This window comes from Candidatus Binataceae bacterium (assembly GCA_035308025.1).
Classification (GTDB): Bacteria; Desulfobacterota; Binatia; order Binatales; family Binataceae; genus JAJPHI01.
The window spans coordinates 1-17,858 of record DATGHL010000009.1 but is presented as its reverse complement, the minus strand read 5'-3'; the positions used below and the strand labels follow the sequence as shown (position 1 = coordinate 17,858).

21 protein-coding genes are annotated in these 17,858 nt (G+C 61.3%); 8 read left to right on the top strand and 13 right to left on the bottom strand.

Annotation, left to right across the window (positions count from 1 at the left end; genetic code table 11):
• Positions 1 to 23: 23 nt before the first annotated feature.
• From VKS22_02450 to VKS22_02440, 3 genes are read right to left on the bottom strand one after another with little or no spacing between them, the layout of a single operon-like run.
• Positions 24 to 1,595 carry a DUF4350 domain-containing protein gene (locus tag VKS22_02450; GenBank protein ID HLW69461.1) on the bottom strand — a complete coding sequence of 524 codons (1,572 nt, stop codon included), beginning with the start codon at positions 1,593 to 1,595 and terminating at the stop codon, positions 24 to 26.
• Between the two features lie 42 nt (positions 1,596 to 1,637).
• Positions 1,638 to 2,411: an ABC transporter permease subunit gene (locus VKS22_02445; protein ID HLW69460.1), complete on the bottom strand. Its 774-nt coding sequence runs from the start codon at positions 2,409 to 2,411 to the stop codon at positions 1,638 to 1,640.
• Between the two features lie 13 nt (positions 2,412 to 2,424).
• Positions 2,425 to 3,198, bottom strand: coding sequence for an ATP-binding cassette domain-containing protein (locus tag VKS22_02440; GenBank protein ID HLW69459.1), 774 nt, complete (start codon positions 3,196 to 3,198; stop codon positions 2,425 to 2,427).
• A gap of 295 nt (positions 3,199 to 3,493) precedes the next feature.
• Between VKS22_02440 and polA the strand changes: the two genes are divergently transcribed.
• The 4 genes from polA to VKS22_02420 all read left to right on the top strand — a co-directional run bounded on the left by polA (position 3,494) and on the right by VKS22_02420 (position 8,124).
• Positions 3,494 to 6,151, top strand: a complete 2,658-nt coding sequence (gene polA / locus VKS22_02435; protein HLW69458.1) for a DNA polymerase I — start codon at positions 3,494 to 3,496, stop codon at positions 6,149 to 6,151.
• A 112-nt stretch (positions 6,152 to 6,263) separates the two neighbouring features.
• A complete protein-coding gene (locus tag VKS22_02430) occupies positions 6,264 to 6,842 on the top strand; it encodes a sigma-70 family RNA polymerase sigma factor (protein HLW69457.1) in 579 nt (192 codons plus the stop codon).
• Positions 6,843 to 6,846: 4 nt separating this feature from the next.
• Positions 6,847 to 7,536: a zf-HC2 domain-containing protein gene (locus tag VKS22_02425; protein ID HLW69456.1), complete on the top strand. Its 690-nt coding sequence runs from the start codon at positions 6,847 to 6,849 to the stop codon at positions 7,534 to 7,536.
• 3 nt (positions 7,537 to 7,539) lie between these two features.
• Positions 7,540 to 8,124 (top strand): hypothetical protein, encoded by a 585-nt coding sequence (locus VKS22_02420; GenBank protein HLW69455.1) that lies wholly within the window; start codon positions 7,540 to 7,542, stop codon positions 8,122 to 8,124.
• A 40-nt stretch (positions 8,125 to 8,164) separates the two neighbouring features.
• Here the strand turns inward: VKS22_02420 and VKS22_02415 are convergent, their stop codons facing one another.
• The 3 genes from VKS22_02415 to VKS22_02405 all read right to left on the bottom strand — a co-directional run bounded on the left by VKS22_02415 (position 8,165) and on the right by VKS22_02405 (position 10,046).
• Positions 8,165 to 8,932: an SDR family NAD(P)-dependent oxidoreductase gene (locus VKS22_02415; protein ID HLW69454.1), complete on the bottom strand. Its 768-nt coding sequence runs from the start codon at positions 8,930 to 8,932 to the stop codon at positions 8,165 to 8,167.
• A 16-nt stretch (positions 8,933 to 8,948) separates the two neighbouring features.
• Positions 8,949 to 9,338, bottom strand: a complete 390-nt coding sequence (gene acpS, locus VKS22_02410) for a holo-ACP synthase (protein ID HLW69453.1) — start codon at positions 9,336 to 9,338, stop codon at positions 8,949 to 8,951.
• Between the two features lie 144 nt (positions 9,339 to 9,482).
• Positions 9,483 to 10,046: a pyridoxamine 5'-phosphate oxidase family protein gene (locus tag VKS22_02405; GenBank protein HLW69452.1), complete on the bottom strand. Its 564-nt coding sequence runs from the start codon at positions 10,044 to 10,046 to the stop codon at positions 9,483 to 9,485.
• A gap of 150 nt (positions 10,047 to 10,196) precedes the next feature.
• Between VKS22_02405 and VKS22_02400 the strand changes: the two genes are divergently transcribed.
• Entirely contained in the window at positions 10,197 to 10,427 is a 231-nt protein-coding gene (locus VKS22_02400) for a ferredoxin (GenBank protein ID HLW69451.1), read from the top strand.
• A 14-nt stretch (positions 10,428 to 10,441) separates the two neighbouring features.
• On the top strand, positions 10,442 to 10,948 hold the full coding sequence (locus VKS22_02395) for a GNAT family N-acetyltransferase (protein HLW69450.1): 507 nt from the start codon (positions 10,442 to 10,444) through the stop codon (positions 10,946 to 10,948).
• A gap of 10 nt (positions 10,949 to 10,958) precedes the next feature.
• Here VKS22_02395 and VKS22_02390 read toward each other — a convergent pair whose 3' ends face one another.
• The 4 genes from VKS22_02390 to VKS22_02375 form a co-directional block, all read right to left on the bottom strand.
• Positions 10,959 to 11,216, bottom strand: a complete 258-nt coding sequence (locus VKS22_02390; protein ID HLW69449.1) for a hypothetical protein — start codon at positions 11,214 to 11,216, stop codon at positions 10,959 to 10,961.
• A 59-nt stretch (positions 11,217 to 11,275) separates the two neighbouring features.
• Positions 11,276 to 11,584 (bottom strand): hypothetical protein, encoded by a 309-nt coding sequence (locus tag VKS22_02385; GenBank protein ID HLW69448.1) that lies wholly within the window; start codon positions 11,582 to 11,584, stop codon positions 11,276 to 11,278.
• A gap of 275 nt (positions 11,585 to 11,859) precedes the next feature.
• A complete protein-coding gene (locus VKS22_02380; protein ID HLW69447.1) occupies positions 11,860 to 12,861 on the bottom strand; it encodes an arginine deiminase-related protein in 1,002 nt (333 codons plus the stop codon).
• 83 nt (positions 12,862 to 12,944) lie between these two features.
• Positions 12,945 to 13,244, bottom strand: coding sequence for a putative quinol monooxygenase (locus VKS22_02375; GenBank protein HLW69446.1), 300 nt, complete (start codon positions 13,242 to 13,244; stop codon positions 12,945 to 12,947).
• Between the two features lie 158 nt (positions 13,245 to 13,402).
• On the opposite strand from VKS22_02375, the gene VKS22_02370 reads away from it, so the two are divergent.
• Positions 13,403 to 14,542, top strand: a complete 1,140-nt coding sequence (locus tag VKS22_02370) for an acyl-CoA dehydrogenase family protein (GenBank protein HLW69445.1) — start codon at positions 13,403 to 13,405, stop codon at positions 14,540 to 14,542.
• 41 nt (positions 14,543 to 14,583) lie between these two features.
• Here VKS22_02370 and VKS22_02365 read toward each other — a convergent pair whose 3' ends face one another.
• Both VKS22_02365 and VKS22_02360 read right to left on the bottom strand, forming a co-directional pair.
• Positions 14,584 to 15,360, bottom strand: coding sequence for an SDR family oxidoreductase (locus VKS22_02365; GenBank protein ID HLW69444.1), 777 nt, complete (start codon positions 15,358 to 15,360; stop codon positions 14,584 to 14,586).
• Positions 15,361 to 15,488: 128 nt separating this feature from the next.
• Complete coding sequence (locus VKS22_02360) at positions 15,489 to 16,430, bottom strand: UDP-glucuronic acid decarboxylase family protein (protein ID HLW69443.1); 942 nt, start codon at positions 16,428 to 16,430, stop codon at positions 15,489 to 15,491.
• 157 nt (positions 16,431 to 16,587) lie between these two features.
• On the opposite strand from VKS22_02360, the gene VKS22_02355 reads away from it, so the two are divergent.
• Positions 16,588 to 16,866: a cytochrome P450 gene (locus VKS22_02355; protein HLW69442.1), complete on the top strand. Its 279-nt coding sequence runs from the start codon at positions 16,588 to 16,590 to the stop codon at positions 16,864 to 16,866.
• Here VKS22_02355 and VKS22_02350 read toward each other — a convergent pair whose 3' ends face one another.
• The gene (locus tag VKS22_02350; GenBank protein HLW69441.1) at positions 16,867 to 17,586 is read right to left on the bottom strand and encodes a hypothetical protein; all 720 of its coding nucleotides are present in this window, start codon (positions 17,584 to 17,586) and stop codon (positions 16,867 to 16,869) included.
• Positions 17,587 to 17,858: the final 272 nt, after the last annotated feature.

Sequence of the window (17,858 nt, the reverse complement as noted above, 5' to 3'; positions counted from 1 at the left end):
GAAGCGCTTGTCCCAGTTGGCGCCTAGTTACGGCGTTCCCACCAGACCGCGATCCCGACGAGCAACAGCAATTCGGGAATCAGCAGTACGGAGAGGACGAAGACAACGTCGAATTCCGCGATCGTCAGGTTGAAGCGTGAGGCGCGGAGCTCGCGGGGCCGGATCGTGATGGAGTTGCCCTGGCCGACGAGCCAATCGACGCTGTTCATCAGGAAGTCGCGATTGAAGAAATTGTCGAGGTACTGATTGTCGGCGAAGTCGGTATCGCCGAAGACGACGAGGCGGGCGTTGCCCTTGCCGCGTTTGAGCAGATCTAGATTGGCGTCAACGGCGACGGCCACGCTGACCGGGCCTTTGGTGTCGACGCCCTTGTCGAAGGAGGCGGTTTGCTTGAGGAAGAGCGCGGCCAGATCAGTTTCGGCCCACGAAGTCTCCGAGGTCTTGGCCAGCGACACGACCTCGAGTCCCTCTTTTGGCGTCCCGGCCGGATCGACCGTGCGCACCATCGGGAAAACCGTCTGCTTGTCGAAACCGGTGGTGATTTCGTGCGGCCCGTAGGTGTTTACGGTTGGACTGATGCCCAGGGCTGGGCCAGCGAAGAGGCGCACAACCTGATCGACCACGACGTTGTTACCGACCGTGACGCCCCAATCGGCGAGCAACTTGACCAGTGCGGTTTCATCGACGGAGTGGTCTGGGCGAATCGGACGCAGCATCACGAGCGCGCGGCCGCCGTCGTCGAGGTAGCCGCTGATAATGTCGAGCTCGTGCGGCAGAAGCGGTCGCGTCGGTCCGGCGACGATGAGCACTGTGCAATCCTTTGGCACGGCGGCCTCGGTGACGAGATTGATGGTCTTGACCGAGTAGTTCTCGCCTTCGAGCGCCTTCTGAAAATCGTTCAGGCCGGATTGCTGTTGCGCTTCGGCGAGATCGCCCTCGCCCTCGCCGGTAATGAAGCAGGCGGTTTTGGTCGTGGAATTCTTTAGCTTGAGAATGGCGTTGGTAATGCCGCTTTCGCCGAGCTCGGTGACGTTGACGCCCTCACCGTTGTCGCCGCCGAGCTGCACGCGAGTGGTGTTCATGGTGGCGACCTTGAAACGCTCAGCCAGCTCGGGATGTTTGTTCGGATCGACCAGTTCGTACGAGACCTTCGGCGAGGCGTAGCTGTATTCCTGATAGAGCGATTCGGCCTGCGGGCTGCGTCCGCCGGCGACAAAACCATAAAGCTTAAGCGGCTGCTTAAGATCCTTGACCGCGGCGACCGACTGGGGGGCCAGACTGAAGACCTTTTGCGAGGTCAGGTCGAACTGGTGATGATGGGTTGAAGCCAGATAGTTGACCGCGACCAGCAGCAATATAAAAGCGATCGAGTAGATGGCGGCATTCGCGCCATAGCGCGTCGTGCGGCGGCCGGCCATCGTGCCGAGATCGCCGCGGCTCGAAACGATCCAACCGATCAGGGCAAAGGCGCCGGCGACCAGATTGACGAAAATGAACAGGCGGGCGAAGCCGCCGCTGGTCAAGGCGTAGCCGATAATCCCAAACGAAAGCAGGACGATGCCGAGCAGGCCCGCCAGCGCCGATGTCCGCCTCATCCGATGATTCCCTGCCTCTCGAAAATGGTTTGGAAGTTGTGCTTAGCGCCAGCGGGCGGATTCGACCGAACGCTGGGTCAGGAATAGCGCGAGCAGAATCGTACTGAGAAAGAAGACGAGGTCACTGGTATCGATGACCCCGCGCACCATCGTCGAAAAATGATCGGGCAGCGACAGGTACTTGAGGACCGCCCAGAGCACGCCGACACCGGCCTCGGCGGGCCACGAAATGACGTAGAGCAGAATCAGGATGCCGAAGGAGCTGATCGCGGCGATGATCTGATTGCTCGTCAGCGAGCTGGTGAAGATCCCGACGGCAACGAAACTCAGCGCCAGCAGCGCGAGGGCGAGATAGCCGGCGAACATCACGCCGACTTCGGGATTGCCGAAAACCATCAGGATGGCCGGGAAGATCCAGGCCAGCGCCACCATGATCAGGGTGAAAGCTGCGGCGGCGATGAATTTACCGGCGACTATTTCGCCAGTGCGAATCGGCGCAGTGAGCAAGAGTTCGTAAGTGCCGGTGCGTTTTTCTTCGGCGAAGACGCGCATGGTCAACGCGGGCATCACGATTACCAGAACGATCGAAAGGTCATGCAGCAGCGGATCGATCACGCGCGAATTGAGATTCATCTGATCGAGGTTCGCGGTCTGCCCCATCATCTGGACGAGCTGGATCATCTCGTCGAACTGCCGCAGCATCGAGAAGAAGAACCATCCGCCGAGCAGCAGGAAAACCGTGAGGACGACATAGGCGACGGGCTGGGTGAAAAAGCTTTGGAGTTCCTTGCCGGCGATGGTGAGCGTGTTCTTCATAAGCGAATCGTGATTAGGCCTCGGAGTGGCCGGCGCCGACCTCCTCGAGAGTTTCTTCGGCGCTGGCGCCGGCGAGATGGCCTTCGCGCGAGATGGCGTTGAGGAAGACCTCTTCGAGCGAGGTGCCGGCGGGCAATTGCGCGAGGTCTTCTTCGAGCGCCACCTGACCGTCGTTAATGATCACGACGCGATCGCAGATTTGCGAAACCTCGGGGAGAATGTGGGTCGAAAGGACGATCGTGCGCTTGCTCGAGAGGCCGCGGATGAGCTCGCGAATTTCGTGAATCTGCCGCGGGTCGAGGCCGATGGTCGGCTCGTCGAGCACGAGTACGGGCGGATTATGAATCAGGGCCTGGGCGAGCCCGACGCGCTGGCGATAGCCCTTGGAGAGCTGCCCGCAGATGCGATGAGCCATCTCGGTGAGGCCGCAGACGTCGATCACGTGAGCGGTGGCGTCCTCGACCTCGGCGCGGCGGACGCCGCGCAGCTTGGCGACGAATTTCAGATAGCCCTCGACGCGCATATCGGTATAGAGCGGCGGGTTTTCCGGCAGGTAGCCGATCAGGCGGCGGGCTTCGAGCGAATTGGTGAAGATGTCGAGGCCGTCGATGAGCACGGTGCCGGAAGTCGCCGGCATAAAGCCGGTGATGATGCGCATCGTGGTGGTTTTGCCGGCGCCGTTGGGTCCGAGAAAGCCCAGAATCTGGCCGCTTTCGGCGCGAAAGGAGACCCCTTTGACGGCGAGGAAATTGCCGTAGGCCTTGCTCAGGTCCTTGACGTCGATCATCGCCGCGCCGCCCGATGGCGATTATCCCTGATCACCTTGGTTAATCACTCCTATCAGCTGAGGGGGAAATCCGGGATTCTTCGCTTCGCTCAGAATGACAAAAGTTGCTTGGCTTTACTAAAAGTAGCAATTTCGTTCTAAGGGAGTCCGCGAGCGCGGATACAAGAATCTCTGTATCCGTCTGGAGCCCGGTTGAGCAAAGCTTCCCTGGTGTTGCCATTTTGTAAGACGCTTCAACGCTGTGATTATTCAGCAGGCGCGCCCAGCGCAGATAGTTAACCGGCGGTTCAGCGCAGTGTCAATATCAGAGTTTACACTGCGGCGTGGTTTTGCGAGGGAATCCGGTTACGTTACTGTTAACGGACCTGTGGCGGAGCATCAGCGTAATCTCTATCTGGTTGACGGTTCGGGTTACATCTTCCGGGCGTTTTTCGGGTTGCCGCAACTCAACAACTCGCGCGGACTACCGACCAACGCGACCTACGGCTTCATCCGCATGCTGGTGAAGCTGCTCAAGGAGGCGCGGCCGAGTCATATCGCGGTGGTCTTCGATTCGAGCAAGAAGACTTTCCGCGACGATCTGTTCCAGGAATACAAGGCGAATCGCGCGGAGACGCCGAGCGATCTAATCAAGCAGATTCCATATATCTATCGCGCCGTCGATGCGTTCCGAATCCGGCGGCTGGTGGTTGACGGTTACGAGGCCGACGACGTGATCGGGACGCTGGCGACGCAAGCCGTCGGTGACAAGTTCGAGGTGGTGATCGTTACCGGCGATAAGGATTTCATGCAGCTCGTCGGTCCGAAGATCACGTTGTGGGACACGATGTTCGGCAAACGGACCGGGCCGCAGGAGGTGCGGGAGCGCTTTGGGGTCGAGCCGCGCGCGCTGATCGAGATCATGGCGCTGATGGGCGACGCGATCGACAACGTCAAGGGCGTGCCGGGAGTGGGCGAGAAGACCGCCAGCGCGCTGATTCAGCATTTCGGCTCACTCGAGGGGCTGTACGCCGGGCTCGATCGGATCGGCGAGGTCAAGGCGCGGATTCCGAAGAAAATGGCGTCGGTGCTGATGGAGCATCGCGCGGACGCGGAGCTCTCACGCAAGCTGGTGCGAATCAATACGACGACCCCGCTGGAATTCGCGCCGCAGGAGCTGGGGTGGCCAGGGATCGATCACGAAACCGTGGCAGGGCTGCTGCGGGAGCTCGAATTCGGATCGCTACTCAACGAGCTGACACCTGGCGAAGCGCGGCCGGCGCCCGCCGCCGACAGCACGGAAAACCACGTCAGTGCGGCGAATTTTTCGGCGATCGCAGCCGAGTTGCGCAAGGCGTCGCGGCTGGCGTTCCATCTGGGCGGCGACGCTAGCGGCGCCGTAATACTGAAGATCAAAGCAGCCGAACAGCCGATGGTCTACGTGTTCGGGCGCGATCAGATTTCCGCGCTCGGCGCGCTCCTGAGTGATCCGGCGCAGGGCAAGGTCTGTCACGATTTGAAGCGGCATCTCGGGCTGCTGCGCCGTTACGGTGTGGAACTCGGCGGGGTCGAACTCGACACGATGATCGCCGGCTTCCTGATCAATCCGGGCAAGCCGGAGCCGCCGCTGGCGGAACTTTATCGCGAATATCTGACCTCGCTCGGCAGCGGCGCGAGCGAGCCCTCGGAACCCGCGGCACTCGAGGCCCTGCGCGAACCTTTGCGCGCGCGGCTCGAAGAAGCCGGCCTGATGCCCTTGTACAACGAAATCGAGCTGCCGGTCGCTAAGGTGCTCGCCGCGATGGAAGAGGCCGGGATCGGGATCGACGCAGCAGCAATGCGCGGAATTTCGGCGGAGTTCGGCGCACAGCTCGACGGGCTCGAACGCGAGTGTTACGCGCTGCTCGGGCGCGAGTTCAATCTCAACTCGCCGATTCAACTGCGTGAGCTTCTGTTCAACGAATTGAAGCTGCCGACCAAGGGGCTGAAGAAAACCAAGAGCGGCTTTTCGACTGACGCAGATACGCTCGAGAAGCTGGCCTCCGCGCACCCGCTGCCACGCAGGCTGCTCGAGTATCGGGCGCTCGCCAAACTCAAATCCACCTACAGCGATGCGCTGCCGGAGCTGATCGACGGGACGAGCGGGCGCATCCATACCTCGTTCCATCAGGCGCTTACGGCGACCGGGCGGCTCAGCTCGACCGAGCCGAATCTGCAGAATATTCCAACGCGCAGCGTGGAGGGACGGCGTATCCGGCGGGCCTTTGTGCCGGCCGCGGGCCACGTGCTGCTGTCGGCGGACTACTCGCAGATCGAGCTGCGCATTCTCGCCCATTTGTCGGGCGACGCGACGCTGGTCGAGGCCTTCTCGAGCGACGAAGACATCCACGCACGGACCGCGGCCGAGGTCCTCGGGGCGGACAAGGATGATCGCGAGGCGCGGCGGCAGGCCAAGGTGATCAATTTCGGCATCATCTATGGGATGGGGCCGCAGCGGCTCGCCGGCGAGCTGGGGATTCCGTTTGCCGCGGCATCCGACTATATCAAGCGGTACTTTGAACGCTTGCCGGGCGTCAAACGCTACCTTGACGAAACCTTACGCGCTGCGCGCGAGCGCGGATACGTCGCAACGATGTACGGACGGCGGCGCTATCTGCCTGAACTCAACGGACCGGACGGCGGAGCGCGGGCGCAGGCGGAACGAATCGCGACCAACACGCCGATTCAGGGCAGCGCCGCCGATCTGATCAAGCTCGCGATGGTGCGGATGGACGCGGCGGTGCGCGAGCGCAAGCTCGCGGCGCGGATGATCCTGCAGGTTCACGATGAATTGCTGCTCGAGGTCCGCAGCGAGGCGCTCAGCGCCTGCGTCGAGGCGGTCAGGCAGGCGATGGAGCAGGCCGCATCGCTCGCCGTGCCGCTCAAGGTCGAGTTGAAGTGTGGACCGAACTGGGCGGAGCTTGAACGTCTGTGAGGCCGCGCCCGCTATCCGGGGACGGGACTATCGCGAGTGTGTGACAGCCTCGTTCGGGACTCGATCCGGCCTCCTTCACCTGAATTTCTCGGGCAAACAAGCGTCTAACCTCTTGAGTAACGCAACGCGCCCAGAGGCCGAAGAAGGGGAGCTGATCCGGCGGTCGCGCAAGGGCGACGGACGGGCCTTCAGCACCCTGGTCGAGCGCTATCAACGGCGGGTTGCGGGAGTCGCGATGGCCGTGGTGCATAATCAAGACGACGCCCTTGAAATCGCGCAGGAAGCCTTTGTCCGCGCCTATCAAAGTCTCGGCAAATTCGAGGAACGGTCGAGTTTCTCGACTTGGCTGTACCGGATCACGGCGAATCTCGCGATCGACTTCCGTCGCCGCGAAGGGCGTCAGGTTGTGCTGCGGGGCGAGGAGGGGGAGAACGAGCTCGGACGGATTCCGAGCGGCACTGGCGACTCGTTTACCGAAGCAGCGCGCGGCGAACTGGGTCAACGGCTGAGCGCCGCACTGAAAGAGTTGACGCCTGAGCATCGCGCAGTGATACTTTTGCGGGAAGTTGATGGGCTGTCCTATGACGAAATCAGCGAAGTTCTGGACTGCCCGCGGGGAACTGTCATGAGCCGTTTGCACTACGCGCGTGGTCATCTGCGGGGAATCCTCAAAGATGTCGATAAGAGCTGAAGGAATGGCTGCTTGCGGTGAAATAGAACTTTTGCTGGGAGCGTTCGAGGACGGCGAGTTGCGCCCCCGCGAGATGGAAGCTGTGGCCTTCCACGTGGTCGGCTGCGACGCCTGCCGCGCGGCGCTCGAGAGCTATCGCTCGCTGGGGGCTGCCTTGCGTGAGGTTTCGACAGCCCCGCGCTTAGACGGCTTCACCCAGGCGGTGATGGCGCGGATCGCGCGCGAGCGTCCGCCCTTGGGTTCGCGTATCCGCGAGTTCTGGGAATCGCTCGGAAGCTTCGGGTCAGTGATCCAGATAGCCGGGGTTGCGACCGCTTCAGCGGTGGTGACCTTCGTGCTGCTGGCGCCACGCCTTAGTGAGAGCTTTCATCCGGTGGCGACCGCGCCGCTGGCGATCGCGCAGCGAACTCAGACACTGCAAACTCAACCGAAGCGCAACCAGATCGCGCTGAACCAGACTCCGCAAGGCCCGATAGCGCAGACGTCTGGACCGAGCCCGGCGTCGCCACTCATGACCGCGAGTGCGGCGACCACAGACCCGTCGGGCGTATGGGACCAGGCCTCGGCGATCGCGGCGCGCGACTCAGAAGAATTGGTCTCGGAGCTGGGCGCCGGCAACGGTCCTTCGGTGGCGGTTTGGGACGAGCCGCGCAGTGGCACGACAGTGGTTTGGGTACCGGATCAGCAACCCTGACCTATGTTGCGAAAGCGGGTCTGCCTACCGATCTGGATTGCGGCGCTATGCCTGACCGGGTTATCCGTTCATACGGCGGCGCAGGGCAACTCGCCACTCGTCGCGATTCGTGTCCAATCGATCCTCGCGAGTTATCCGCCCGGCACCGCGATGAGGCAACGGACACCGGCGTTTCACATGGATAAGCGACTGACGGATGAAGGCGTCGGGCAGCGCCTTCGCTCGATCTTCGATTTCACCAACTATCGCCTGATCAGGAATCAGCAGCAGAGCACTCATTGCGGCGATCCGGTTGCCTTCACTCTGCCGGGCGGTCACATCCTGCACGTCCAGCCGTTCGAGGCGGCGGGCGATGATCTGGCGATCAGCGTAATGATGTTTGAAGGTCCGCATCTGATCATGGAGATGCCGTTTCGCATGGAAAGGGGCGGCATGCTGTTCCTTGTCAACCAGCGCTTTCAGGGCCAGCTTTATATCGCGGCGATCTCAGTCGATAGCGCGCTGCTTCATCATCGGCATCGTGCAGCCGCAGCCGTCGCTCCGGACGCTCCAGCGCCGCCCTTTCCCGCTCTCGTCCCCTCGCAATAGACGCTCCGGCGTCCTGAAACCCAAAGCAGTAAAGCTGTGCTCAGCGCGGCGCCATCCGCAACGCGCCGTCGAGCCGAATCGTCTCGCCATTGAGCATCGCATTTTCGACGATATGCCGGGCCAGCGCCGCGAATTCCTCGGGCTGGCCGAGGCGCGAGGGAAACGGAACCTGCGCGCCGAGCGCCTTGCGCGCGGCTTCAGGCAAGGTGGCCAGCATGGGAGTATCGAAGGTGCCGGGCGCGATCGTGCAGACGCGGATACCCGACGACGCGAGGTCGCGCGCGATCGGCAGGGTCATACCGACCACACCGCCTTTCGACGCGGAGTAGGCGGCTTGGCCGATCTGCCCGTCGTAGGCCGCGATCGAGGCGGTGTTGATGATTACGCCGCGCTCGCCGTCGGGGCCAGGCGCGTTTTTGGCCATCTGCGCGGCGGCGAGCCGGATCACGTTGAAGGTCCCGACCAGGTTGACCTGCACGACTTGATTGAACAGTTCGAGCGGATGCGGACCCTCTTTGCCGATCGTGCGATGAGCGCGGCCGATCCCGGCGCAGTTGACGGCGCAGTGCAGGGCGTTGAAGCGCGCGACCGCGGCGTTGATCGCCTGCTCGGTTGCGGCGGCGTCCGCGACGTTGGCGGCGACAAACAGTCCGTTGCCGCCAAACGTTTCGGCAAGTTTAGGGCCGGGTGAGCCCGGCAGATCGAGGATCACGACTTTAGCGCCGGCGGCGGCGAATTCCTGCGCCGTCGCGCCGCCCAGCCCCGAACCTCCGCCCGTGATCAGCGCCACCATATTCTTAAGCTGCATCTTGTCCTCGAGTTCCTTAGTGTTCTGCGATTACATGCGCGATCGCACTGGAGGCGGTGTGCGTCAGACTCAGGTGGAAGCGCGCGATCTTGCGCCGCGCCGCGAAGGCCGCGGCCTTACCGCTCAACTTGATCGTCGGCGCCTGCCCGCGTTCGCGCACAATCTCGATTTCGCTCCAGCCGACGTTGCGATTCCATCCCGTGCCCAGCGCTTTCATCGTGGCTTCTTTCGCGGCAAAGCGCGCCGCGTAACTCTGGAAACGTCCGCGGCCGCGCGACTCGCAGTAGGTAGCTTCCCGCGCGGTGAAGACGCGTGTGCGGAACCGTTCGCCGGTCAGCGGCCGCATGAGTGCGCGTTCCACCCGCGCGACCTCAATAGTATCGATTCCGGTTCCGATGATCGGCATTTATTTCAGCGTCAGGATAAGCAGCGTTTTTCACCGTCCGGGCAGCATCCCGCTCCGTTGTCGCGGCGTTTGCCCGATCGCTCAGCAAATTGTTTCACGTGAACGGATTGATTTTTTGGAATGCTTCGATTTTGGAGCGTGTACTTACTTTGTGCCGGGCGCGCCGTCGGCGAACATCCCGCTCGGCAGACCGTCGATGCTGCGTTCGTTCTTCTCGCGATGGTACTTGTCGAGATCGACGTCGCTGCGCGCTTCCCAGTACCGTCGCAGCGTGTCGCGCTCGGCCAAGTGCTCGAGCTTGGGCACCGCGTACCCGCACGAGGTCATCGCAGAGTCGATGTCAATCTCCATTATCTGGCGCAATCCCGGAGTCTCGGGAAACATCGCGAGGTAGTCGCTCCATTGCGCGTCGCGCGGATGAATGGCGCGGCCGTGTCCATAAAGCCGCACGATGTTCGGGCTCGCGCCGAAGGAACAGAACATGATCGTGATGCGGCCGTTTTCGAGAAGGTGCGAAGCGGTTTCGTTCCCACTGCCGGTGATGTCGAGATAGATCACGCGCTTGTCGCTCAGCACGCGAAACGTGTCCATCCCCTTGGGCGAGAGATTGATCCGCCCGGCGGTCGGCGCGGTCGCAACGAAGAACATCATCTGTCCGGCGATGAATTTCTTGATTTCCGGTGTAATCTCTTTGTACCACTTGGACATCGACGTGGCCCTCCTGCGCGCGTGCGCAAAGCCTAGCAGCCGCGGCGCAGTCGCAGAAGGGCGGCATCATTCGTGGCGGTCTTGCCGACTACGGCGCGGCAATCCTATTGTCGGAGGGAGGCGTTAGTTCGGCTCGGTATGGAGGTCAGGATGGCGAAACTTACGGTCACGGTGAATCAGGCGAAGTGTATCGCCAGTGAAGATTGTATCGAAGCGGCGCCGGGCGTTTTTCAGCTCGACGCGGCGGGCAAATCCGAAGTTTATAATCCGGCCGGCGCGGCCGACAACGTGATTCTGGCTGCGGCGCGAAGCTGTCCGGCGAAGGCGATCGTGGTGGTCGACGAGACTGGGACGCAGCTCTATCCCGCGCCGAAAAAATAGTCGCCGCGCCTCGTTTGATCCGCACCCGCGTAAAGAAAATCCGCCGCCGGCGCGAAGCCGGTGCGATCGTGGTCGAGCAGAGCCGCGATTTCCGTCGCGCCGCCGCGTTGCTCGAGGCGGCGGGTTGTGCGGCCGACGGCTTCGACCGCGCGGGCGTCTGCACATTGCTCGCCTACGATGGCGCCGATGCGATCGGCGTCGCGGCCGTTGAAACCGCGATCGATTGTGCGGTGATGAGTTGTTTACTGGTCGCCGCACCGCGGCGTGGTCGCGGAATCGGCGCGGCGCTGGTCGCCGCGGCGCGGGCTGCGGCGCATACCCGCGGCGCGCGCACCTTATATGCCTTCATGCCGCTCGATGAGAGCCGCTATCTTGCGCGTTGCGATTTCCTTCCGGCAAATATGGAGGAGGCATCGGCCGTGATTGCCGCGGCCTTCGCGGGCGGCCACCTGCCCAGGTCGCGGCCAGGTTATGTCGCGGCGATGCTCGACCTCTCGCGCGACGGAATTATCGAGCGCTAGCGGAATATTCTCAGCCGCCGTGAAGCATCTGCAAGACCGTCGCTACGAGCATCCATGACGCGACCGCAAAACCGATCACGCCGACAACTCCGCTGAGCCAGACGGTTTGCCCATAGCGCGGCGAGCGCACGAAATCTCCGATCTTTTTGCTCGAGTAGTTCTCCGGGCGCCGGCCGCGCTGAAAAAAAATCAACGAGTTCACGATCGAGTAGCCGAAGAAGATGCAGGCGAAAATCTCCGCGAGCAGGCGAGTGTGCGTTTCGGTCATCGCAAACGCGGAGTAACTCTAACGGCAACCTGAGGCAGCTCGATTTTGCCGCGACGTTGTCATTGCGCAGCGGTGGAAGCAGGACTTGCTTGCAGAGCAGCCGATCCCAGCGCCGGAGCCACTGGCTGCGCTGCGGCTTTCTCTTCAAACAGTTGGACGGCCACCGGATTGGGCATCAGACTGATTGGTGAACAGTTGTAAGCATCGACAATTCCCGGAACCAATAACAGACTGTCAGCCAGGAAGATCAGAGTGTCAGTTCCGGAGAGCGTCCGCGACAGCAATACACTGGCTGGTTCGTAACCATCTTTTCGGATTGAAACATTGTAATCGGGGCATCGTGACAGTGTGACAGTGGTGGGTGTCACGCCGGATTGAACCCCGTTCAGATTACCCGTGCGCCGGGCGGAGCGGATTGGAAGGCGATGTTTTGAGTCTTGCCGTTTTGCGCATAGAGGCAACCCCCGGCGCTTATCGCAATCAGGAGCGAGAGAAGCGTGGTGACATGAGGAAGGCGCGAAGCGTTTTTCAACCAGGATGCTCCTGAGCAGCCGCGATCGGCGGCATCGACGCAATTATAATAGCAGGGGACGCCGAACAATATCGTCCTCGGTTCCCCCGCGTTCTTCGATTTCTAAAATCGCTAAACCGAGCTGCCAAAGAGCCGCAGGTAGCAACGCTCGGCGCGGAATGCAACCGCCGCCGGATCGGCAGGCTGTTCTGCCGACGGCCCAAGGTCAAGAATCATGCACTTGATCGAGCCTCCCCCCTTGGCGAGAAATTCGCTGACGTTGACCAGCACCGGTTCGACGCCGCGGGCCTGAATCTCGCGCTGCAGCCCTGCGCTGACGCCTTCCGGCATGAACAGATAGAGCCGGCCGTCGTGATCGGTCTGGAAGGAGTTGGCGGCGTAGAATTCTGCGTCGCTTTGCGTCAGCCCGATCAGATCGTTACCGAATTGGGCGCGGATCAAATCGCGCGACGCCGGCGACAGCCCCTCCATGTAGACGAGCAGATATTCGCGGTGGGGTCCGAACGAGCAGAGCACGGTGTCGCCGTGATAGTGCGCTTCGAGGGCGAGCTCGATACTCAAAACGCGTTGCGGCGCCACGATCGCCCGCAGCTCGCCGAGCGCACCTATCTCAGATCGAAAGCCGTAGCGCCGTTTCCACGGCGGCAAGCCGAGGCGCGGGACGAAACGCTGACGCTCGACGCGGCCGTGGGTGAAGATCATCGAATCGGCGGCAGGAAAGAAATCGGCCTCGCCCTCGAAGCGCGCGGCGACGTCGATAGTTTCGTAGCCCATCGCACGGAGAAACGGCCGGTAGATCTCGCGCTCGCCCTGTCGCGTCGGGATCAGGTTCGAGAGGAAAAACTTGTTTGCCGCCGCGTCGCCACGCGCTTCGAGTGGAAATCGAAACCCGGCGTTGGCCGGATAGACCAGCCCGCTGAGTCGCGGATGGGCCTCGATGACGCAGACCTCGACGCCGTGGTGGACGAGCGCTCGCGCGAGCGCGTGCCACTGCACGCGAGCGCGCGTCGGGTCGACTTTTTTGCGCAGGCCGAGGGCGTTGCGGGTATGCGGATTGGCGCCGCCCAGCACCGAAAAGTAGGCCGGGTCGCCCATCAGGATCGTGCGCGGCATCCTGTCAGTATAGCTGGCGCAACGGCGGAGGACGTGCGGGTGGCAAGCGCCCGCGAGGACTTGCCACCCGCAGCAAAGCGTTTCTACTTGCGATCGAGCTCGGTCATCATCTCGAGTTCCGGCGCGCCGGCCAGCAGATCCTTGATCCGCCCGCCCATCGCCTTCATATGGTCTGTCTTTCGATGGTTCTCGAAGGCGGCTTGATCCGCATACTTCTCGAACCAGATGAACTGCGTGGGATCTTTGGCGGACTTGTGCAAGACGTAGGCTTCGCATCCGGGCTCGGCTGCGCGCACCTGCTTGATCATGTCTTTGAAGGCTTCTTCGAGTTGACCCTCGCTACCGGGCTTGGCTTTGATCTTCGCGATTAAACTTACTGACATTGCCGTCTGATCTCCTGGGACGCCCGCGAGTTTGAGCGGAGCTTCTTCGCCAGCGTGTATAGTCGTCATAGTAGGCCCGGCGAATCTTTACAAGCGGCGCCTGCGGAGGATTCCCCCGCCCCGGACCGGTTGCTAGCGTACAGCGGACGGAGAGCCCAATGATCGGATTCGATCTCACCGACGAGCAGCTTGAACTCAAGACGCTGGCGCGGAAGTTCAGCGCGCAGGAGATAATTCCGCGGGCGCGCGAGTATGACGAAAAGGAGACCTTCCCGCGCGACATCTGCGCGAAGGCGTTCGCCGCCGGGCTGATCAATTTCGCCGTGCCGAAGGAATTCGACGGTCCCGGCCTCGGGACGCTCGACGGCTGCCTGATCGGTGAGGAGCTGAACTACGGCTGCTCCGGGATTTCCAACTCGATTGCCGCCAACGATCTCGCATCGCTGCCCTTAGTGATCGCGGGCAGTGAAACGCAGCAACGCAAATACCTCGGGATGCTCACCGCGCAACTGAGCTTCAGCGCCTTCGCCCTGACCGAGCCGGGCGCGGGTTCGGACGTGGCCGGACTCAGCACCACCTATCGGCGCGAGGGCGATGAGTTCGTCCTCAACGGCGCCAAGCATTTCATCTCGAATGGCTCGATGGCAGATTGGATCGTGACCTTCGCCACTTCTGACAAGCGGCTCAAACATCGCGGGATTTCGTGCTTCGTCTTTCCCTCGAATATGTCCGGAATAACGCGCACGCGGATGCATGGGAAGCTCGGACAGCGCGCTGCCGATACCGGGGAGATCGTATATGACGAGCTGCGGATTCCGCTCGACGCTCTGGTCGGCGCCGAAGGCGAGGGCTTCAAGTATGCGATGGGCACCTTTGATCGCAGCCGCCCGGGCATCGCGGCGATCGCGATCGGAGTCTCGCAGCGGGCGCTCGACGAGTCACTCAAGTACGCGCGCGAGCGTAAGGCCTTCGGCCAGCCGATCGCGAACTTTCAGGCGATTCAGTTCATGCTCGCCGACATGGCGGTCAACGTCGAGGCGATGCGCCTGCTGACCTACAAAGCCGCCTGGATGATCGATCGCGCCGAGACCCCGAACGCGATTTCGAGCTATGCCAAACTTTTCAGCGCCGACGCTTGCATGAAGATCACGACGGACGCCGTACAGATCTTCGGCGGCTACGGTTATATGAAAGAGTATCCGGTCGAAAAGCTGATGCGCGACGCGAAGCTGCTGCAGATCTACGAGGGGACTTCGCAGATTCAGCACGTCGTGATAGCGCGCGATCTGCTTAAGTAAGGCCGGCTGAAATCGCAGACCGATCGCGAACTAAGCGCAAACTACTCGACCGGCTTATAGACCCGGCGCGCGATAAAATTAATCATCGCGCGCGGCACAAATCGTGTCGACTGCACCGTGAAGAAGTTGAGCGCGCCCGCAATATAGGTCATACGGCCGCTGGCGGCGGCCGCGATCCCGTCGGCGACCACCTTCTCCGCCGGCACCCAGACGAACGACGGCAACACCGCCCGTTCGTTCTGCGCCACCGCCTGAAACTCGGTCCTGACCGGGCCCGGACAGAGCGCCATCACGCGGATCCCGCTGCCCGCGAGCTCGCCCGCGAGCCCCTCGGTAAAGCTCAGAACGAAGGCCTTGGTCGCAGCATACGTCGTCATGTAGGGCACGGACTGAAAGGCCGCGGTGGAAGCCACATTGATGATGGTGCCGCTGTGACGCTCGATCATCGCGGGCAGGAGCAGGTGTGTGAGGCTGACCAGCGCCGTAATGTTGAGATCGATCTGCTCGAGTTCGCGCGCCAGCGCCAGTTGGCTGAAACGTCCGGCGGTGCCGAAGCCGGCGTTGTTGACCAGATAATGAATCTCAATCTGGTCCCGCTTGAGCCGATCGCAGATCGTCTGAGGCGTCGCGCGCTGCCCGAGGTCCATCGCCATTATCTCGACGCGACCGGCGCCAAGTTCCTTCGAGCGCGCAGAAACCATCTCGAGCCGATCGGCGCGGCGCGCGACCAGCACCAGATCGTGCTTCTGGCGCGCCAAGGCATAGGCGAACTGCTCGCCCAATCCGCTGGAAGCTCCGGTGATTAGCGCCGTCGGCATTTCAGCTACTCCGCAAGGGGATCGCGAATCCGCCGACGAGGCTAATTCAATCCCGCCCAAGTTGTCGATAGGCTGCATCTAGAACAAAGATCGCGAGCCTTGTCTCGATTCGGACGAAAATAGGCTGGCTACCCACCCGCGAGGCCAAGCTCATGGCGAAAATGCTCGATCGTCGTGGCGAGGCCCTGGCGCAACGCGGTTTTCGGCTCCCATCCGAGCCGCTCGCGGGCCAGGCTGATGTCCGGCCGACGACGCACTGGATCGTCGGGCGGCGCGGGATGAAACGCCAGCCGCGAGGCGCTATGTGAGAGCTCCAGCGTCAGCGACGCGAGTTCACGAATCGTGAATTCATCCGGGTTGCCGATATTAACCGGGCCGATAAAGTCGCGCGCCTCCATCATGCGCACGAGCCCGTCAATCGTGTCGTCAACGTAGGCGAACGAGCGCGTCTGGAGGCCGTCGCCGTAGATTGGAATCTCCTCGCCCTTGAGCGCGGCGACGCAAAAGTTCGAGACCACGCGGCCGTCGCTGATCGCCATCCGCGGGCCGTAGGTGTTGAAGATCCGCACGATGCGGATATCGACGTGATTCTGGCGATGGTAGTCCATCATCAGGCATTCGGCGACGCGTTTGCCCTCGTCGTAACAGGAGCGAATCCCGATCGGGTTGACGTGGCCCCAGTAACTTTCGGTTTGCGGATGCTGCTCCGGGTCGCCGTAAACCTCGCTGGTCGAGGTCAACAGGATGCGCGCCTTAACCCGCTTGGCCAGCCCCAGCATGTTGATCGTACCCATCACGCTGGTCTTAATCGTCTTCACCGGATTGTACTGGTAATGCACCGGCGAGGCCGGGCAGGCTAGGTGAAAGACGCGGTCCACTTCGAGCAGAATCGGTTCGACGATATCGTGACGAATCAGCTCGAAACGCGGGTTGGCCGACAACTGCGCGATATTGGCGCGCTTGCCGCTATAGAAATTGTCGAGGCAGATCACCTCGTGCCCGTCGCGCAACAGACGCTCGCAAAGATGGGAGCCGAGAAACCCGGCGCCACCGGTCACCAGTGTTCGCACTTCCGCGCTACCTCGCAGGCAACTCTATTGGATTGCGCTAACTCGCGGAAGTTTTCTTGGTAACGGCTGCGCATCTCTGGTTTCCGCTTTGCCTGCGCTGACGCGATTATGAAAGTCTGATGCGGCCAAATCCCACGCGAGGGTAGCGCACGATACCATGGCGCATGAGACTTTGAGCGAGATTGCGCAGCCGCCTGCCAAACCACACCTCGGCAACCTGCTCGACATCGATCGCGAAGGACCGGTGCAGGGTTTCGCGAGGTTGCCGCAGAAGTACGGGCCGATCTACCAGCTCGTCCTGCGCGGCTTGCGCTTGATCGTGGTTTCCGGCCATCAGTTGGTCGCCAAGCTCTGCGATGAGAAGCGCTTCGACAAATCCGTCGCCGGCGCGCCGGTCGCCAAACACGATGTGCGTGAAGCCAACGGCTACTGCTGACTAGCCTTGTTTTATCCAGGGAACACGAAATATCGCCAACCAGTCATATTGAATGGTCGGAAATGGGTCCGCTGACAAGCCTTTAATGAGCAGCGAGTATTTTTTGAGCACTGTGACTAAAGCATCAATTGCCGCGTCAAGATGTTCATAGGTAGGTAATTGCTCTGAAGGATTGGCATCGAGATGTGCAACGCGTTCGTGCCGAAAATTTATAATCGGCTTTGTAGCCTCAAGAAGCGTTGTTATGTCCGCTTCGATTTGTTTGTTGGGAAGAAAGTCTTCCGTGCTTCCCACCAGGTGGTCGAACTCACGATTGGCGATTCGCGCTGGTTCGCCATCAGGGAAATTCACCATCGCGGAAATATAAAGAGCAACCTGGTGCTCCCTTGAGGGACGATGCGAGCTTTTCCGGATGCTCCTTAGAAGCCTCACAAAAGAGCGAGTATTCTTGCTGTTATCGACTAGACGGCCGATAAGAGTGACGGACCAGGTGATAAAAAGTCCTCGCATCCATGAATAAAATAAGCTTGGCTTCTGAATCTCCGGATTTCGTCGGTACATTTCTAGTGTCTCTTTGTAGACGTCTCGACCTACGCATAACTCTGTTACCGCGAGTTCGATGGATGCGAGCCACTCTGTCCACTTTTTGAAATCATCCATTAGGGGCGAGGACTTGTTTTCCTCAGAGCGCCGAAAAACAATGTGATTAGAGAGCTTCATCGGTAGATTCTACGGGCTCCCGTCTGCTTGCGAGTCTCGACGAGCGCCTCGGCTAACCCGCTCATATCGTCGCTCCCTTTGACCGATTGCATGACTCACACAAAAGCTGAACATTCCGCTCAGTGCTACTACGGTAGTGTCGGGAAGTTGGTGGAAAAGTGAAAAGGCGTCAAGATCCGGCGAGTTGAGCCACAACTCACACCCGCTAGGCGGCGGGTGCCGGAGGATGACGCCATGGAAAGCGATAGCAGGGATGGAGGAGCAGGGAAAGC

What these genes read in the sequence shown, in the direction of transcription:
- VKS22_02450 (HLW69461.1), bottom strand. Translation starts at nt 1,595, where the DNA reads ATGAGGCGGACATCGGCGCTGGCGGGCCTGCTCGGCATCGTCCTGCTT.
- VKS22_02445 (HLW69460.1), bottom strand. Translation starts at nt 2,411, where the DNA reads ATGAAGAACACGCTCACCATCGCCGGCAAGGAACTCCAAAGCTTTTTC.
- VKS22_02440 (HLW69459.1), bottom strand. Translation starts at nt 3,198, where the DNA reads ATGATCGACGTCAAGGACCTGAGCAAGGCCTACGGCAATTTCCTCGCC.
- VKS22_02425 (HLW69456.1), top strand. Translation starts at nt 6,847, where the DNA reads ATGGCTGCTTGCGGTGAAATAGAACTTTTGCTGGGAGCGTTCGAGGAC.
- VKS22_02420 (HLW69455.1), top strand. Translation starts at nt 7,540, where the DNA reads ATGTTGCGAAAGCGGGTCTGCCTACCGATCTGGATTGCGGCGCTATGC.
- VKS22_02415 (HLW69454.1), bottom strand. Translation starts at nt 8,932, where the DNA reads ATGCAGCTTAAGAATATGGTGGCGCTGATCACGGGCGGAGGTTCGGGG.
- acpS (HLW69453.1), bottom strand. Translation starts at nt 9,338, where the DNA reads ATGCCGATCATCGGAACCGGAATCGATACTATTGAGGTCGCGCGGGTG.
- VKS22_02405 (HLW69452.1), bottom strand. Translation starts at nt 10,046, where the DNA reads ATGTCCAAGTGGTACAAAGAGATTACACCGGAAATCAAGAAATTCATC.
- VKS22_02400 (HLW69451.1), top strand. Translation starts at nt 10,197, where the DNA reads ATGGCGAAACTTACGGTCACGGTGAATCAGGCGAAGTGTATCGCCAGT.
- VKS22_02390 (HLW69449.1), bottom strand. Translation starts at nt 11,216, where the DNA reads ATGACCGAAACGCACACTCGCCTGCTCGCGGAGATTTTCGCCTGCATC.
- VKS22_02380 (HLW69447.1), bottom strand. Translation starts at nt 12,861, where the DNA reads ATGCCGCGCACGATCCTGATGGGCGACCCGGCCTACTTTTCGGTGCTG.
- VKS22_02375 (HLW69446.1), bottom strand. Translation starts at nt 13,244, where the DNA reads ATGTCAGTAAGTTTAATCGCGAAGATCAAAGCCAAGCCCGGTAGCGAG.
- VKS22_02370 (HLW69445.1), top strand. Translation starts at nt 13,403, where the DNA reads ATGATCGGATTCGATCTCACCGACGAGCAGCTTGAACTCAAGACGCTG.
- VKS22_02365 (HLW69444.1), bottom strand. Translation starts at nt 15,360, where the DNA reads ATGCCGACGGCGCTAATCACCGGAGCTTCCAGCGGATTGGGCGAGCAG.
- VKS22_02355 (HLW69442.1), top strand. Translation starts at nt 16,588, where the DNA reads ATGGCGCATGAGACTTTGAGCGAGATTGCGCAGCCGCCTGCCAAACCA.
- VKS22_02350 (HLW69441.1), bottom strand. Translation starts at nt 17,586, where the DNA reads ATGAAGCTCTCTAATCACATTGTTTTTCGGCGCTCTGAGGAAAACAAG.